At 40.1% G+C, this 17165-nt stretch carries 12 protein-coding genes; 2 read left to right on the plus strand and 10 right to left on the minus strand.

Going from position 1 to position 17165, the window contains the following annotated elements; all coding sequences use genetic code 11:
• Window positions 1-15 precede the first annotated feature (15 nt).
• The 3 genes from ACR1PO_RS01580 to ACR1PO_RS01590 all read right to left on the minus strand — a co-directional run bounded on the left by ACR1PO_RS01580 (window position 16) and on the right by ACR1PO_RS01590 (window position 3270).
• Window positions 16-1065, minus strand: a complete 1050-nt coding sequence (locus ACR1PO_RS01580) for a UDP-glucose--hexose-1-phosphate uridylyltransferase (RefSeq protein WP_433985579.1) — start codon at window positions 1063-1065, stop codon at window positions 16-18.
• Window positions 1049-2233 carry a galactokinase gene (gene galK / locus ACR1PO_RS01585; RefSeq protein WP_433985580.1) on the minus strand — a complete coding sequence of 395 codons (1185 nt, stop codon included), beginning with the start codon at window positions 2231-2233 and terminating at the stop codon, window positions 1049-1051. The genes ACR1PO_RS01580 and galK overlap by 17 nt, the downstream gene beginning before the upstream one ends.
• Before the next feature lie 164 nt (window positions 2234-2397).
• On the minus strand, window positions 2398-3270 hold the full coding sequence (locus ACR1PO_RS01590) for an AraC family transcriptional regulator (RefSeq protein ID WP_433985581.1): 873 nt from the start codon (window positions 3268-3270) through the stop codon (window positions 2398-2400).
• A gap of 155 nt (window positions 3271-3425) precedes the next feature.
• On the opposite strand from ACR1PO_RS01590, the gene ACR1PO_RS01595 reads away from it, so the two are divergent.
• Window positions 3426-4022 carry a hypothetical protein gene (locus ACR1PO_RS01595; RefSeq protein WP_433985582.1) on the plus strand — a complete coding sequence of 199 codons (597 nt, stop codon included), beginning with the start codon at window positions 3426-3428 and terminating at the stop codon, window positions 4020-4022.
• 124 nt (window positions 4023-4146) lie between these two features.
• Here ACR1PO_RS01595 and ACR1PO_RS01600 read toward each other — a convergent pair whose 3' ends face one another.
• From ACR1PO_RS01600 to ACR1PO_RS01625, 6 genes are read right to left on the minus strand one after another with little or no spacing between them, the layout of a single operon-like run.
• Window positions 4147-6180 (minus strand): alpha-glucuronidase, encoded by a 2034-nt coding sequence (locus ACR1PO_RS01600; protein ID WP_433985583.1) that lies wholly within the window; start codon window positions 6178-6180, stop codon window positions 4147-4149.
• Window positions 6181-6207: 27 nt separating this feature from the next.
• Window positions 6208-7182 carry a glycoside hydrolase family 43 protein gene (locus tag ACR1PO_RS01605; RefSeq protein WP_433985584.1) on the minus strand — a complete coding sequence of 325 codons (975 nt, stop codon included), beginning with the start codon at window positions 7180-7182 and terminating at the stop codon, window positions 6208-6210.
• Window positions 7183-7202: 20 nt separating this feature from the next.
• Window positions 7203-8312: an endo-1,4-beta-xylanase gene (locus ACR1PO_RS01610; RefSeq protein ID WP_433985585.1), complete on the minus strand. Its 1110-nt coding sequence runs from the start codon at window positions 8310-8312 to the stop codon at window positions 7203-7205.
• A gap of 10 nt (window positions 8313-8322) precedes the next feature.
• Complete coding sequence (locus tag ACR1PO_RS01615) at window positions 8323-9768, minus strand: MFS transporter (RefSeq protein WP_433985586.1); 1446 nt, start codon at window positions 9766-9768, stop codon at window positions 8323-8325.
• Between the two features lie 28 nt (window positions 9769-9796).
• Window positions 9797-11701, minus strand: coding sequence for a sialate O-acetylesterase (locus ACR1PO_RS01620; RefSeq protein WP_433985587.1), 1905 nt, complete (start codon window positions 11699-11701; stop codon window positions 9797-9799).
• A 33-nt stretch (window positions 11702-11734) separates the two neighbouring features.
• Complete coding sequence (locus tag ACR1PO_RS01625) at window positions 11735-14110, minus strand: beta-L-arabinofuranosidase domain-containing protein (RefSeq protein WP_433985588.1); 2376 nt, start codon at window positions 14108-14110, stop codon at window positions 11735-11737.
• A gap of 513 nt (window positions 14111-14623) precedes the next feature.
• Between ACR1PO_RS01625 and ACR1PO_RS01630 the strand changes: the two genes are divergently transcribed.
• Window positions 14624-15310 carry an NUDIX hydrolase gene (locus tag ACR1PO_RS01630; protein ID WP_209912389.1) on the plus strand — a complete coding sequence of 229 codons (687 nt, stop codon included), beginning with the start codon at window positions 14624-14626 and terminating at the stop codon, window positions 15308-15310.
• A gap of 126 nt (window positions 15311-15436) precedes the next feature.
• Here ACR1PO_RS01630 and ACR1PO_RS01635 read toward each other — a convergent pair whose 3' ends face one another.
• Window positions 15437-17164 (minus strand): sodium:solute symporter family transporter, encoded by a 1728-nt coding sequence (locus ACR1PO_RS01635; RefSeq protein WP_332386420.1) that lies wholly within the window; start codon window positions 17162-17164, stop codon window positions 15437-15439.
• Between the last annotated feature and the right edge of the window lies 1 nt (window position 17165).

A 17165-nucleotide genomic window follows, 5' to 3' on the forward strand; every position in this document is an offset into this window, starting at 1 on the left:
AAAGATATTGATTTATTATTTTTTCTTGTAATGAATGGTGGAAAGGTTTCTTAATATTGTGGCACTTTGTTCCGGGGTGATATCCCGTTGAGGCTCAGCCAGCATTTCGTATCCTACCATAAACTTTTTAACTTCCGCACTTCTGAGCAGCGGAGGATAAAAGTGCATATGAAAATGCCATTCCGGATGTTCTTTGCCATCTGTAGGAGACTGGTGAATTCCTGCAGAATAAGGAAATGACGTTTCAAAAAGGTTGTCATATATTGTGGTCAGATCCTTGAGTATGGCTGCAAAAGATTCTTTTTCTGCTTCAGAAAATGCCGCAATATTTTCTCTTTTCTGTTTGCTGATCATCATTGTTTCGTATGGCCACGATGCCCAAAACGGTACCAATGCGGCAAAGTGTTCATTTTCTGTCACGATGCGCTCACCAGCGGTGATTTCCTGCTCAAGATAATCTTCCAGTAATGTTCTTTTATTTTTTTCAAAATAAGATTTCAGCTGATTCTGGGTTTTCTGAACCATTGCCGGAATGGACGACTGTGCCCATATCTGGCCGTGCGGATGTGGGTTGCTGCAGCCCATAATGCTTCCTTTATTTTCAAAAATCTGCACATAATTGATATGGTCCAGAGCAGCCAGTTCATTGAACTGCTCCTGCCATACATCCACCACATTTTTGATGTGTTCCACAGGCATTTCGGGCAAGGTAAGACTGTGATTTTCGGAAAAACAAACCACCCTGTTGATCCCGCGTTCCGGAAGAAGGGTAAAAAATCCGGAATGATTTTCAGAAAACTCAACTTCTTCATTCAGCAATGCTCCAAAGTCATTGTTAAAGACGTAAGTTCCCTTGTACTCAGGGTTGCGGTCTCCGTTAGCACGGATATTTCCTGAACAGAGATAGCATTGCGGATCATATTCGGGACGGTTTTCTTCTGCCGATTCTTCTCTCTGCCCCTGCCATGGACGGTTTGCCCGCTGTGGAGAAACCAGTAACCATTCATCCAAAAGAGGATTGTATCTTCTGTGGGGATGTTTTTTAGGGTCAAATGATGTATTCATTGGTGTATTCTTTTATCCCGTCTGAAATTTTAACCTGGTAAACTTTCATCTGGATATTAAAATGTTCAAGATATTTTTCACTGATAGCCTGCATTACTTTTTCAGCTTTATCTTCCTGAATCAGGTTGATGCTGCACCCTCCGAAACCTCCTCCCATCATTCTTGCTCCCAGTACACCTTCCTGCTGCAATGTGTTTTCAACCAAAAAATCCAGCTCATTACAGCTGACTTCAAATTCAGTGGACAGCCCGGCATGGGTTTCCGTGAGAAGTCTTCCCAGATATTCAATATTTCCTTCTGAAATAGCTTTTGCCGCCATTTCTACCCTCTTAATTTCTTTCAGTAAGTAGAGGCATCTTTTGTGTGAAATACTTCCCATTTCCTCTTTAACAGTGCCAAGCATAGTTGCGGTAAAATCCCGGAACTTCTTTACTTCAGGGAATTTTTTCCATAAGACTTTTTTACCGTGTTCTACATCTTTACGCCTCTCATTATATCCGGATGTCAGATGACTATGTTTTACACAGCTGTCAAAAAGCAATAAGCTGTATCCTTTAAGGTCAGCATCAAAATATTGATGTTCCAGGGAATTACAGTCGAGCATAATGACCTTATTTTCCTTCCCGAAAACGGAGGCAAACTGATCCATAATTCCGCACTGAACTCCTGCAAAAGTATGTTCTGATTTTTGTCCGATCACTGCGATTTCTTTTCTGGTGAGATGAAGATCAAAAAGTTCATTGAGGATATAGGCAAAACCGCATTCAAGAGCAGCCGAGGAAGAAAGTCCTGATCCCATCGGAATGGTGCTGCTGAAAACAATTTCCATTCCGCAAAATTGATTTTCCTGTTGCTGCAGCTGGCTGAAAACGCCCAGAATATAGTTCATCCACATCTGCTGTACCGGCTTTACCTTCTTTGTGACATCAAATGTATATTCTTCTCCCAGATCTTTGGCAATGATCCTGCAGAAATTGGTCTCTGGCCGTCTGCGGACAGCAAAACAGATGTATTTGTCTATGGCAGCAGGCAATACGAAGCCATCGCTATAGTCTACATGCTCACCGATAATATTTATTCTACCGGGAGAAAGGAAAATATGTTCAGCCTCTTCTTTGAATTCGGTCCTAAACTTTTGTAGGGTTGGGTTGATTAACTGTTCATGCATATCAATCTTATCTGATCAAACAGATCCTGGGGATCTCAAGTATAAAACTACTGAATTTATAACAGAGAAATTATACTTTACAAATATTGTTTATAAGTGTTAAATATACACTTATATTTCAATACATTCCAAAACAGTGCCTTATTTTTAAATCCAACTGTGAATTACTCCATAAAATAATTAAATTCTTTACGGTATTGTGAAGGACTTTTCTGGATGTATTCTTTAAAAGTCCTGTTAAAATAACTGAAGTTGTTGAACCCCGATTGAAAGCAGACTTCCGTGATGCTTAAAGGCTGTTCTGCCAGAAGTTTGAGGGCATGGGTAATTCTGTATTCATTAACAAACTGCGTAAAAGTTTTATTGGTAATTTTTTTAAAGTAGCGACAAAAAGACGGTACTTTCATATTGGCAAGATCAGCCATTTCTTCGAGGGTTATGGCTTCTTTGAAGTGATCTTTAACATAATTGAATATAAGATTGATCCTTTCATTGTCTTCCACCTGGGTCTGAAGGTAATATTTTCCCGCATTTAAAATCCTGTAATCCTGAGTCACAGAAAGTTCGTCCAATATTTTCAGAAATCTGCACAGCTTGTCCAGTGAGGAGGTTTCATGCATCTCAGTAATCTCTTTTCCTATTTTTTTCTTCACCTCTTCCCCGAAGACGATTCCTGCCTTTGATTTTTCAAGCAGAGCAGAAATCCTTTGCATCTCCGGTATATCCCAGATAGGTTCTCCTAAAAAATCAGGTTTAAACTGGATCACCATTTCATACTCATTATGCGTACTTTCATTGGTCAGTCCGCAATGCGGAAGATTGCTTCCTATCAGCACAAGGTCTCCCTCTGAAAAATAGGAAATACTGCTTCCGATCTGCCTTTTCCCGGAACCTTTGCATACAAAGATCAGCTCAATCTCAGGATGGTAATGCCAGACATGGGATTTTATATTCTCATTGGTGAGAAATTTCAGGCTGGTAAAACTGCTTCCTATGGTGGGCCTTATCGCCTCAAAAGAAGGATTTACATGTTTCATAGTGCAAAACAAATGATTTCATATGCAAAATTAACAAATAATACATTTATATCAATCAACAAGGTTAATATAGTACATCAATATGAAAATTTAATTATAGCCTGGGAATTATTGCTGCCATAGCTTTGCAATAGTAATCCTAAAAGCCTTAACCCATGAGCACATTATTAAAAGCCGTATTTTTTGCAGGAACCTTATTGTTCTCAGCAAATGTAATGAGCAAGGACAGAGATTTTTCCCTTTCCTTTGGAAACGTAGAGGCCAAAACGTTAAACTTTGAGCTTTCAAATGCTAAAAGTGTTTCTGTTTTTGTCTATAACACTGCCCATGACGAGCTGTTTTCAGAAAATCTTGCAGATGGAGACCATGTGATCAAAACGTATGATTTTCAAAGTTTTACACCGGGGACGTATTATCTGGTAGCAGAATCAGAAACGAAGATAGAGAAATACAAAATCAAAATCAATGCTGATAATGTAATGGAGGTGGAAAAAACACCTGTAAGCGCTGTGCATAAGCCTGAATATACGATTTCCGGGCATATGGCCAAACTTCACATGTCTGATGTAAAAGGACCTGTAAGCATTTCAGTATATGATCTTTCCAATACAACGTACTATACTTCAAATAAAAAATATGCTGACGGCAAAGTGGATATCACTTTTGATCTTGATCCTAAAACCGCAGACCAATACATCATCCAGGTTGAAGAAAACGGAAATGTTTTTAATAAGATAATTTCTCTCCGATAAAACGGAATATACAGATAGATTGACCTATCGATCATTCCAAATTATTTTTGGATTAAAATTTTACTTACAGTTTATTGTTTTGAGGCAGCTCATTTCCAATCAGGAAAAAGAGCTGCCTCATTTTTTAATTGTGGTGACCCATGCTCAGTTTAATCTTTTTCAGATCTTCCAGTTCATGAACAGGACGCTCTATGTCATAAGGAATCGGTTTTTTGGAAAAAGTCTGAAAGTAAAGTAGACAGGCATCTTTCCACCATACCGCATCCTTAGATTGAATTTTAAGCTTTGACTGAACATCAGCAAACCTTTGTTTATCTATATAAGGTTCCATTCTATCCCAGGTTTTCTGATAATCCCTTACCTTTTTCACCCCGGAATCATACGTATAGCACAGTTTATCCCACAGCGATTTTCCATCTTTCATCGTATACTCCCAAGGAACATGATGAAACCACAGAATAAGATTTTCCGGGCAGGTTGAGATATTCCCGTATCTTTCATTAAGCGGTGGAAAATACTGTGAAACCGCATTGCTTCCTGTTTTTGTCCTGTTAAAACCCAATCCCTGGGCATCAGCCTGATGGTAGTAGACAGGTGACCAGTCCGGTCTTCCGCCTTTATAGTCACCCCATGGTTCAGGTCCATAGTGATGTCCTCCCGCAAAGATATGGTGTAACCCTAACGGCATCATATAATCTACAGCAGTTTCTCTGGATGAAAGCATGATTTCTTTTACCGGATTCAGGAAGTTCTGATCGTCTGTGAAGGTCATTTTGATCCATTCATCGGCAATCTGCTCTGAACTCAGCTGATGATTCCATGCTAATCTCCCGAATGCATACCAGTTGGCCTGAGCAAAATGATGTCCCGTCCAGTTGGTATCCTCCCCGATATTGGCAACGGCAGAGATAGCTGTAATTTTTGCGGGTCTTAAAGTACCGTCTGTGATTTTAGCAATCGTAGAACCCTGGCCGTCAGAATAAGTGTCGCTATCCAGTGTTTCCTTGAATAAAGGGGCCAGATAAACGAGATGATTTGAAAAGCCCAGATATTCCTGGGTGATCTGAAATTCTACCATTTCGGAAGTCTTTCTTAAGGCACCGAAAAGAGGATTAAATGCTTCACGCGGCTGAAAATCAACCGGACCATTTTTGATCTGAATAATCACATTATCTTTGAATTTACCGTCCAGAGGAACAAACTCAAGGTAAGCCTGTTTGGCTCTGTCGTCTTTGCTCGGGCTGTAGACAAAGGCTCTCCACATGACGATCCCATTGTAAGGTTTCAGGGCATCTGCCATCATATTGGCTCCGTCTGCATGGGTTCTTCCGTAATCCTGAGGTCCGGGCTGCCCTTCGGAGTTGGCTTTCACCAAAAATCCGCCGAAATCGGGAATTAACCTGTAAATTTCAGCAGCTTTATCTTTCCACCATTTTTGTACGTCTTTATTCAACGGATCTGAATTTTGTAATCCGCCCAGCACTTTAGGTGAAGAAAAATTGACGGAAAGATATACTTTAATGCCATAAGGCCTGAAAATATCAGCCAGAACCTTTACTTTTTTAAGATAATCTTCCCTAAGCATATTGGGTGATGCGTTCACGTTATTCAAAACAACGGAATTGATTCCTATTGAAGCATTCGCTCTTGCATATTCTTCATAGCGCGGAGAAATTTTACCCGGTAAATCTTCCCATTTCCAGAGTGATCTTCCGGCATATCCTCTTTCAATACTTCCGTCGAGATTATCCCAATGATCCAGAACTCTTACATCGTATGATGGTTTTTCAACAGTATTTAAATGAGACAGATCTGCTTTTGTCTGCTGCAATCGTAAGATATGATAGACCCCGTACAACAATCCTATTTCTTTTCCTGCAGAAATAACGATTTTTTCAGGCGTGGAAACAATCCTGTAACCGTCTTTCAGGTTTTTGTCTTTTTTTTCTGTACGAAGTTCCACCGCCTGTCCCTGCCAGTGGCTGCCCAGCTCTTTTCTGGCAATATTCAGGGTTGGACTGCTGCCTTTGGCAATAATTTGATCTGCCGATATTCCGTTCTTTGCAGGAAACCGAAGCCAGAGCTGACTTCCGTCCTCCGCAAAAACCAGTAACGGAATGATCAGAAAAAATAGAATGTTGAATCTCAGATATCGCATTGAAAAATTTTAAGTTATTAAAGATGACTATGACCGGTCTTCCAGACCTTCAATCGTCTTGATTTTGCCCTCCTGATCGTATTCCAGTTCAATTACTTTCATACTTCTCAGCCATGTTTTACCGCCACTCGGAACAGAATCATGGAAAAACAGGTACCATTTTCCTTTAAACTCCACGATGCTGTGATGGGTTGTCCATCCTACCACCGGAGTAAGAATTTCCCCCTGAAAAGTAAACGGTCCGTAAGGGTTATCCCCGGTTGCATAGCAAATCAGGTGGGTGTCTCCTGTAGAATAAGAGAAATAATATGTACCATTGTACTGATGCATCCATGATGCTTCAAAAAAGCGGTGCTTATCACCATGAAGCAGTGGTTTTCCGTTTTCATCGGTGATCACGACGTCTTTAGGAGCTTCCGCAAATTCAAGCATATCATCGCTTAGTAGAGCCACCTTTGAGTGGATTGCAGGTTCATTATTTTCGGGAATTACAGCAGATTCAAGTGCTTTATTATCTCTGTAGCGCTGCAATTGTCCACCCCAGATTCCTCCGAAATACATATAATATTTTCCTTTATCTTCAAAAATGCAGGGATCGATGCTGTAGCTTCCCATCATCGGATGTTTCTCAGGAACGAAAGGACCGTAAGGTTTGTCGCTCACAGCAACACCGATTCTGAAAATGTCATTCTGATCCTTCAGAGGAAAGTACATATAATATTTGCCGTCTTTGAAGGCAACATCGCAATCCCAAAGCTGTCTCCCCGCCCAAGGAATATCTTTTACCGAAAGAACTACGCCATGGTCTTTAATTTCTCCGCTGTCCACATCATCCATTGAGAAGACATGGTAATCATTCATGTCAAAATGGTCTCCGTTATCATTTTCTTCAATTCCGCTTTCGCGGTCGTGAGAAGGATAGATATAGATTTTATCTTCAAAAACGTGAACGGAAGGGTCTGCCATATAATCTTCCGGGAATAAATATTTTGATTTTTTCATTAAGTAAAAATTCTATTGATTTAATTTTTCTCTGCCAGCTTTATTATTTTTTGTACTACAGGTTTATCCTGGTCTTTTCTGTCAAACAGTAACGGATAATCTGTTCTTCCTTTTACCGGAAAATCATTTTTCCAGGACTGCTTGTCGGTTACCCCCCATAAGGTGACCCTTCTTATTCTATCTTTATGTTTCAAAAATAAACCAAAGAAATCGAGGTAACGTTTTTCCCATTTCATTTCTACTTCTTTGGGAAGTCCTGTGGTGTAAGGATTCATTTCTTTCTGATAGGCAACAGTATCCGAAACATTGGCAGAGCTTCCCCATGGAGAAGGCAGTGCACTGATTTCCAGTTCTGTGATATTGACCTTAACTCCGGCATTGGAATATGCCAGAATTGCTTTTTCATATTCATCGATGGAAGGGTTATCCATCCCGACATGGGCCTGCATTCCTACTCCATCAATACGGATTCCTCTTGACTTAAGTTTTTCAACCATTGTAATGACTGTTTTTACCTTTTCAGGGTACCATTCATTATAATCGTTGTAATATAATTCTGCATTGGGATCGGCTTCCTGTGCATACTGAAACGCCAAAGGAATAAAATCTTCACCCAGGATTTCATAAAATTTACTTTTTCTGTAGGATCCGTCTTCAAGAATAGCCTCATTGACCACATCCCATCCTTTTACTTTTCCTTTGTAACGGGAAACTACGGTTGTAATGTGGTTTTTCATGCGCTGCTTCAATACTTCCGGAGAAACATCTTTTCCGTTGCTGTCCACAAAAAACCATTTTGGAAGCTGGGAATGCCAGATTAACGTATGTCCGATGATGAACATATTGTTTTGCATCCCGAAATCAACAAATTTATCGGCATCATCAAAGAAGAACTTTCCTTCCTGAGGCTGCAGAAACATCGATTTCATGCAATTTTCAGCAACAACAGAGCTGAATTGTTTTTTGATAATCGCTGCAGCTTTCTGATCTGTTCCGTCAATCTGTGGAAGGCTCATGGCAGTTCCGATATAGAATTTATCCTGAAATGCTTTTTTTAATGTACTGCCAGATTTCTGCGCCGACAGCCCGGAAGCGGTAATAACCGCCCAACCAATTAAAATACGTTTCATAGTAATCGTTTTATTTTCTTCTTTCAGCCAGATCTTTTTCAATCTGAACTTCCATTTTTTTGTTGATTTTGTAGAATAAAAGCAGTCCGCAGGCAATGAAAAACGGTATGGACGGGAAAATACTCACAAGCATTTGGGCTCCTGCCGCCACTGTTTCAGGCTGAATCACCTGTTCGCTTCCGTGTACGGAGATGTATCCGTATTTTCCTATAATCAAAGCTACCAGAGAGCTTCCGATGCTGAGACCAACTTTCAGTCCTACCATCATGGCAGAAAAGATAATAGCGGTAGCCCTGCGGTTATTTTTCCATTCCGAATAGTCGGCCACATCAGCAATCATAGCCCACAAAAGCGGCGTGCTGATCCCGTAAAAGAATCCGTGTAAAATCTGCGACAGGAACATAATTCCCACTGCTTTCGGAGGATAAAATATAAAGAACAGAATGAAAAGTGTAGAGATAAATAATGAAGCGATAAAAGTATCCCGTTTTCCAAACCGGTCTGCCAGTTTTTTAGAGAAGGTAATTCCTATAATCATCATTACAATTCCTCCTGCATTAAACAATCCGAACCCTGCAGACTTCGGGTCTTCCCCGAAGAAATTCATCCCTGCAGAATTAAAGAATGCTGTAATGGGTGAAATAAAGTTCTTCAGGGCATTTTCATCCACATAGTTGTTAAAATAATATACATAAGATCCTCCTTTCATGGCCAGCGTGATGAATATAAATGCGGTCACGGTAAGCATAATAATCCATGGCCTGTTCTGGAATAAATCTTTTAAATCTTCTTTCAGACTTGATTTCTGCTCCGGCTTGGGAATGATTCTTTCTTTAGTCGTAAAAAAGGTAATCAGTAACATGAGGGATCCGATCACAGCCAGCCATGTCATAACAGTCTCGATCCCCTGTGCTTTGTCTCCGTGTCCAACATATAGAATGATAGGCAGCATAAATACCTGTACAAAGAACTGTGCAAACATCACTGCTACAAAACGGTATGAAGAAATACTGTTCCTCTCTCCCATATCTCCCGTGATAACACCGCTCAGAGCAGCATACGGTAAGTTATTGGAAGCATATAATAACAATAATAATGAATAGGTAACTGCAGCATAAATCATTTTACCCTGGTAAGAAAAGTGAGGTGTGCTGAAGGCTAAAAGTGCTGCAATACCAAGCGGTACAGCGGTAAATAAAATCCATGGACGGAATTTCCCCCATCGTGAGTTTGTTCGGTCTGCCAGTGCTCCGATAAGCGGGTTAAAACCAAATCCGGCAATTAAACCTACGGTAAGGGTAATGACAGAAGCATCTTCCGCTTTGAGTCCGTAAATATCCGTATAAAAATAAGTCAGGTAAGTTACTAAGGTCTGAAAAACAAGGTTGGCCGCCAGATCTCCCAGGCTATACCCTACTTTCTCTACTACCGATATTTTTTGTGGCTGATTATCCATTGATTTTGATAAGGTTTTCTATGTTAAATTAATTTTTTTCTGTTGTAAAAGGTGAAGCAGGAAGCCCGCTTTTGTTTTTAAGATTGCCGTCCGGGTTGTCTGCCCAGTCGTAGCGTACATTGACAGGGTTTGAGACCTGATCATTCCATACCATCACTTTATTTCCTTTTGCTTCTGCTTTTGCCCATTCATAGCTGCCGTCTTTCTGCTGTATGGCAAAACCTTTAAGGCTTCCCTGTACCAGATCATCTGTTCCGGGCTTAAAGGATAGTATCATGGTATTTCCTTCTGTTTTCATCGACTGATAAACGGGTCCGTCAGCTATGATTTTTTTGCCTTCACCAACTTTCAGAGCCTGTAAAGCAAGCCTGTCACCCACTGTTTTTTTATTTAAGGGATGAATATCATTCCATTCTCCCACATCTATTGTTACCGCAAGTCCTGAATAAGGAACATTCAGAGAAACCTGTCTCTGCTGTTCTCTCAGCTCAGCCCAGTTACTTTCAATGGGTTCATCCTTTTTTTCCATAAAATTGGCCAGCTGTACAATCAGGAACGGCATATCTTTTTTGTTCCATTTTGAACGCCAGTCTGAGATCATGGTTGACAGCAAATCACCGTATTCTTTTGGGACCCCGGTATTGCTTTCACCCTGGTACCAGATAAATCCTTTGATTTTATAATTGATCAGCGGGTTAATCATGGCATTGTAAAGTCCTACCGGTTTCCAGCGGATAAATGTTTGTCCGGGAGCCATTTTCTCCATTTTTGCTCCTGTTTTATATTTCCACTCGCCTTTAAGGTCTGTTTTTTGTCCGTCAATTTCTAAATAATACGGTTTATCAGCTATAAACTGTCCTTTTCCGCTGCCATTGATGACTCTTACCGTAATGATATTCTTTCCTTCTTTTAAAACACCCTTCGGAATGTCGTACCAGCGTGGCGGATATTCGTAGGTTACATTGCCTACTTTTACTCCATTGATGTAGGTAATATCAGCATCTTTTATTCTTCCCAGATTGAGAAATGCTGTTTTCTGATCCACTCCTTTTGGCAGGATAATTTCTTTACGGAACCATACCGAACCGTCAAACGAACCTTCCTGATCTTCCCATGATCCCGGAACCATCATGGTCTTCCATCCGGAATCATTGGCGTTATCTTTTTCCCAGTGCTGATTGAACCCAATATCACTCTGATCCAGCTCTGCATACCATGCTTTGCTCAATGATATTTCCTGGGATTCTGTAGATTGTATGAGGTCATCATTTTTCCATTTTTCTGCTTCCGCAAGATATCCCGGATACTTTTTCAGTGATTTTTCATCCATCCAGGCCTGAACCGGAGAGCCTCCCAGACTGGTATGAATAATTCCTACAGGGACTTTATTTTTTTCATTCAGTTCTTTGGCAAAGAAATAGGCAACTCCTGAAAAATCAAGAATAGTCTGAGGATTGGTACTTTCCCATTTCCCACCGTCAAGATCATTTTGTGGCGCTTTAAAATTGTATTTCTGCGGAACTGTGAAGAATCTTATATTCTGATTATTGGCGTTTTTAATTTCGCTTTCATAAAGAGGTGTGAGCCTCCGCATCGGAAGTTCCATATTGGATTGTCCTGAAGCTACCCACACATCACCAATAAGAATATCTTTAAGAGTGATCTCATTAATTGACATGGTATATGGCCCGCCGGCATTAAGCTTTGGAAGCATAAGAGACCAGTTTCCATTTTGGTCAGCTGTTGTATGATACGCTTTATTGATAAAATTAACCGTAATTTTTTCTCCTGCATCTGCATACCCCCAGATCTTCAGATCCTGATTTCTCTGAAGGATCATTCCATCTGAAACCAAAGCAGGCAGCCTTACTTTTGCATGAAAACTGCAAATGGCTGCAAGAAAAAATAATACGCATAGGATTCTGTTTTTCATGGGAAAAAATCTGTTTTTAAAATTGGTTCAGCTTTATTTCTTTTCGTAATTTTCTGTCAGTAACCGCAATTCAATGGCTTTAGCGGTCATCAATTTTTCTTCTGCCAGAAATTTCACCGTAAGAGTTTCTTTATTCTTTTCTGAATCCGGTATCGGAATGACCAGATATTGAGGTGAAGCTCCGGACTTTCCTTCCAGGTTTTGAGCAGTAATTTTTTTACCGTTGATCTCAATATTCAACGTACGGCTGTTATTGGCATCAAAATAAAGCAGGTAAAGGTATGAAGCATTTTTTCCGTTATTTTTCATCTGGTAACTGAACCAGCCTTTGGCATCACGGAAATGACGGTCTTCCATATATCCTGTACCGGAGTCTTTGCTTTCTATAAAATGATCTGATTCCGGCTGCTGTTCACCCAGCTGGATTTTATCTGCAGTGATCATATCCAGCTTTCTGATTTCTGCTTCTTCTTTTGCTCTTTGCTTCAGTATATTTTCTATTCCGCTTTTGTCCGCCTGTGGCCAGTACAGAATATATCTTTCTGCCTGAATACTGTAAAATGGCACAAGACTTAGGCCTTTGCCGAATTTTTCAGCCGGATAAAGCCCCTTAACGGCAAAGTTTAGAGGTTTATTGTTCAAAGGCGTAACATGATTGACCACCTCGGAAGGATTTCCAAGGATAACAGGAATTTCATTTAAAGGAATCTGCGGACCATGAGCAATATGGCCGCCTCTGCTATCGTCCGCAAGAAGTCCCTGTTGGTTTTCGGTTCCGTATGTTGCGGCAAGCACTACAGGACCGTATTTAAATGCATAATAATTGGAATGGTCAGGCAGCTGTTCTGCAGAAAGATGCATCGGTAAAATCATTTTCACAACATCACCTTTTTTCCATTTTTTAGTCAGGGTAAAATAGCCGTCAGAACCACGCTGTACTTTTTCCTGTTTTCCGTTGATCAGAATTTGTACTTCTGAAGGTGTGGTCCATTCCGGACATCTCAGTTTTAAATCAAATTCTGACTTTCCTGCAGCATCGAAAATCAATGTTGTTTCAGGAATTTCCGGGAAGTTATTGACCTGACGGAGCACTATTTTTTGCTGTTTCCATGTCAGCGTGGAAGGGATAAACAGGTTTACATATAAATCCTTATCCGACCGGGCGTAAATCATTTCCCCATATTTGGCATGGTTTTCCATTCCGGATCCTACACAGCACCAGAAGCTGGTCTGTGGCTGTGAATACACACGATAGTGCCCGGGACGCATAGGGGTAAAGTACACGAATCCTCCCTGATCATGATTTTCTGTGGAAAGAATATGATTATATAATGCTTTTTCGTAATAATCGATGTAGTAAGATTCAGGCAGCGTTGCATAAAGCTCTTTGGTCAGCTTCAGCATATTATAGGTATTGCAGGTTTCCGGACCTTCAATACTTTTTATCATGCTGCTGAAATCATTGACAGGGTTAAAATGCTCGCTCACACTGTTACCTCCAATAACTGAAGATCTTTTCTCAGTAACGGTATGCCAGAAAAAATCAGCGGCATTATTCCAGGATGCATTATTTTCAAGATCGGCAATACGTTTGTATCCGATTACTTTTGGAATCTGTGTATTGGCATGAAGTCCTGTAAGCTTATCTTCCCCTGATAAAAGTGGCGTAAGGATAGCCTGATGGGAAAAACGGTGGGCCAGTTTCAGATATTTCCGGTCATGACTGATCTCATAAACATCTGCAAAAACTTCGTTAAGCCCTCCATGTTCACTGCGCAGCATATCCTGTATCTGCTCATCGGAAAGGCCGGATACTTCATTCATCATCCAATCCGTGAGTCTGATCAGCATTGTTTTTGCTTTTTCACTTTTCGCATACCAATAGGCATCGCGTAATCCTGAGTACAGTTTATGAATATTATATAAAGGTACCCACCGGTCATTCAAACCGAAGCCTGAAGCACGAATGTTTCCCTGTTTAATTTCTTTCCAGATTTTTTTTCCGTCGGGAATTCCTGAAATGTATCCGTCCGGAGAGGTATTCTGACAGCGTGCCAGTTCACTGATCATATAATCAATTCTCTGTTGTATTGCAGGATCTCCTGTAGAAGCATACATCAGGGATAATGCTGAAATGTAATGTCCTCCTATGTGGCCGTCCAACCCTGTATTTTCCCAATTGGGATAATTATTTGCTTTGGGTTTCAATCCGGCTTCTTTAAGATAAGGAGCCAGCAACCTATCCGGTTCCAAAGCCATCAGGTATTTATGGTCTGCCGCCATCGCTTTGCTGAAAACGCTCTCTGATAATTTTACAGTTTCCAAAGGAAAATAATGGATTTTCTCCTTCATCTGAGCTGAGGCAAATGAAGCAAAACACAATAAAAAAGCAGAAAGTTTCGGGGCCATTATAAATGTTAATTCAACATTTCTAAAATACTGGAAAGATTCAATATACGAAACATTTCCTGAGCCTATTTGACTTATTTTTTCATTTAAAACTTTCTATAAAGCCCTAAAAACAACAAAAAACACATTAGCTTATCATAAAAAATAAGATAATTAATTAACAGAGAAACAAAACCTTAAAATCATATGATTCCCTATGAAAATGAATTCAGGATATGTTTTGGTAAAAATTTCAACGATACAGCAAATACCTTATCGTATTTTTAACATTAAGTCTCTTTTCTTGATTATTATCAATCCTTATTTTAATTTTAACACAATTTTAACATTCAATTCATGTATGATTAACCTGATTTCAGTGATATTTTCCGGTTTTACTGACTGTTTTAGCTCCCAAAATATCCTTTAAAAATAATTTTAATGAAATAAATCATCCGGATTTAAAAGTGTAAGAATTACATTTATATAATATCGTATCTATAAAAGCTTTACATTTGCAGTAAACTATAAAAGATGACTGAGGATTACTCCCAATATCCCAAACACCTTGTTGCCGTTGACTGTATCATTTTCGGTTTTGATGGCGAAAATCTTAAAATCCTTCTGGTAAAAAGAAATTTTGAACCTCAGATGGGTGAATGGTCGCTCATGGGTGGCTTCATTGGCAGTGATGAGACTTCTGATGAGGCGGCCAACAGGGTTTTGTATACGCTGACCGGTCTTGAAAACATCTATCTTGAGCAGCTGAAATGTTATACGGAAATCAAGCGTGAGCCAACAGCCAGAATCATGTCTATCTCCTATTATGCACTGATCAATATTGAGAAAGATATTCAGATCAATGAGCAGTACAGTGCAAAATGGGTTGAACTGCAGAAAGCGCCTGACCTTATTTTCGATCATAATGAAATGGTAAAGGATGCCGTAGCCAGGCTGAGGAGAAGAGCTTCTACAGGGCCTATAGGTTTTGAGCTTCTTCCTGAAAAATTTACGATGAAGGATCTTCAGAATCTTTATGAAGCTATTTTTGATGAAAAATTTGACAAGCGGAATTTTACCAGCAAGATCAACAGTATGGATATCCTTGTGAATACCAACAAAAAGGATATGACCTCGTCCAGAAAAGGATCTTTCCTCTACCGCTTTGACGAAAAAAAATATAACAAAAAAATCTCGCAGGGATTTATGTTTAAAATATAATAAAAAACAGGATGCTTTTTAAGCATCCTGTTTTTTATTATATGAAAAGTCAATTTGCTTCGCAAGTCAATAATGAGTTTTAAAAAAATTGACAAGTGAAACGAATTCACTATTGACTATTCACTTTTACCAGAACCTTACATACAAGGCAGTCAGTAAAAGCAGTGTCATCACGATCAATACCAAAGTTCTGTTGTCTACTTTAAACATTGTTACATCAATGGCGAAGGCTTTAGGGTTAATTTTCGGACCTGCAAGACTGATCAGGATCATGGCGATTATGGTGATAAAGAATGACCATCCCATATTGATCAGGAAAGGAATCTCGGTAATGGTATGCACTACCCCGTTCTCCAGTTTTTCATAAGTGAATGCGGTATACATCCAGGTTTCTTTCCCGAAAATTCCTACGGCAAAGCTGTTGAAGAAAATCGCAAGAACAAAGCCTAAAATTACTCCTACCAAAGCCGCTGTACCCGTTGTTCTTTTCCAGAACATTCCCAGAAGGAACATGGCAAAAACTCCCGGACTGATAAAGCCCGTATATTTCTGAATGAACGTGAAGCCTCCTTCACCACCAATTCCCAGAACGTCTGTCCAGGTAAAAGCCAATGCAGCCATCATCGCGATAATAATGACCCAGCGGCCTGTTCTCACCATCTGAATTTCAGTGGCATCTGTTTTAAGGTATTTTTTATAGATATCCAGTGTAAAAATGGTTGAGATACTGTTCACTTTTCCTGCCAGTGAAGCTACAATTGCTGCTGTTAACGCTGCAATAGCCAACCCTTTCAATCCTACAGGTAAGAATCCCAATATTGCAGAGTAGGCTCCGTCTTTCACTCCGTTGAAACCCGGAAGATGTCCTTTGGAATATAAAACGTAAGCCGCAATTCCCGGAAGCATTACAATGACAGGCATGAATAATTTCAGAAAACCAGCAAACAGAATCCCTGTTCTTGCCGTTTTCAGATCTGCCCCCAAAGCTCTCTGGGTGATGTACTGATTACAGCCCCAATAGTTCAGGTTAACAATCCACTGACCTGCAAAATACATGGCCAAACCTGGTAGCACAACATACTTCTGTACATCAAGGTTCTGAGGCATTGCCAAAGTGGTGGTAGTAGTTGTTGGTTTTTGAAGAATCAGCTTAAAGTGCTGCGGAGCCTCATTGATCAGGGTATTGAATCCTGCCAGCGCATTTCCTACAGCCGCGCCATTGATTCTCTGGTCTACAATCTGCAACGCCATATACACCGTTGCAAAACCTCCGATAATCAGGACAGCCACCTGTATAACGTCTGTATATCCAATCACTTTCATACCACCCAGACCGATCAGAAGGGCCATAAGCAAAAGAGCGATCATAATACCGTGAAGATGTTCTCCTCCTAATAAAGTATCAATGGCAAGAGCACCAAGGTAAAGAATGGAAGTAAGATTCACGATGACATACAGAAACAGCCAGAAGACTGCCATGATCAATGAAACAGATTTGTTATACCTTCTCTCAAGGAACTGAGGCATGGTATAAATCTTATTTTTAAGATAGATCGGAATAAACCAGACCGCAATGATGATCAGCGCAACGGCAGCGATCCATTCGTAAGCGGCAACAGCAATTCCGACAAAGAAACCTTCACCGCTCATTCCGATAAACTGTTCAGCAGAAATATTGGAAGCGATTAAGCTGGCTCCGATCGCCCACCAGGTCAAAGATCCTTCTGCCAGGAAATAGTCCTTACTTCCTGTAGATTCAGATTTTTTCTTTTTATAGATCCATAGTCCGTAGGAAGCCACCACTACGAAATAGATCAGGAATATGATAATATCAATAGTTGCTAATTTTCCCATA

Origin of the sequence: Chryseobacterium amylolyticum, from assembly GCF_051011775.1 — a bacterium.
GTDB lineage: Bacteria > Bacteroidota > Bacteroidia > Flavobacteriales > Weeksellaceae > Chryseobacterium.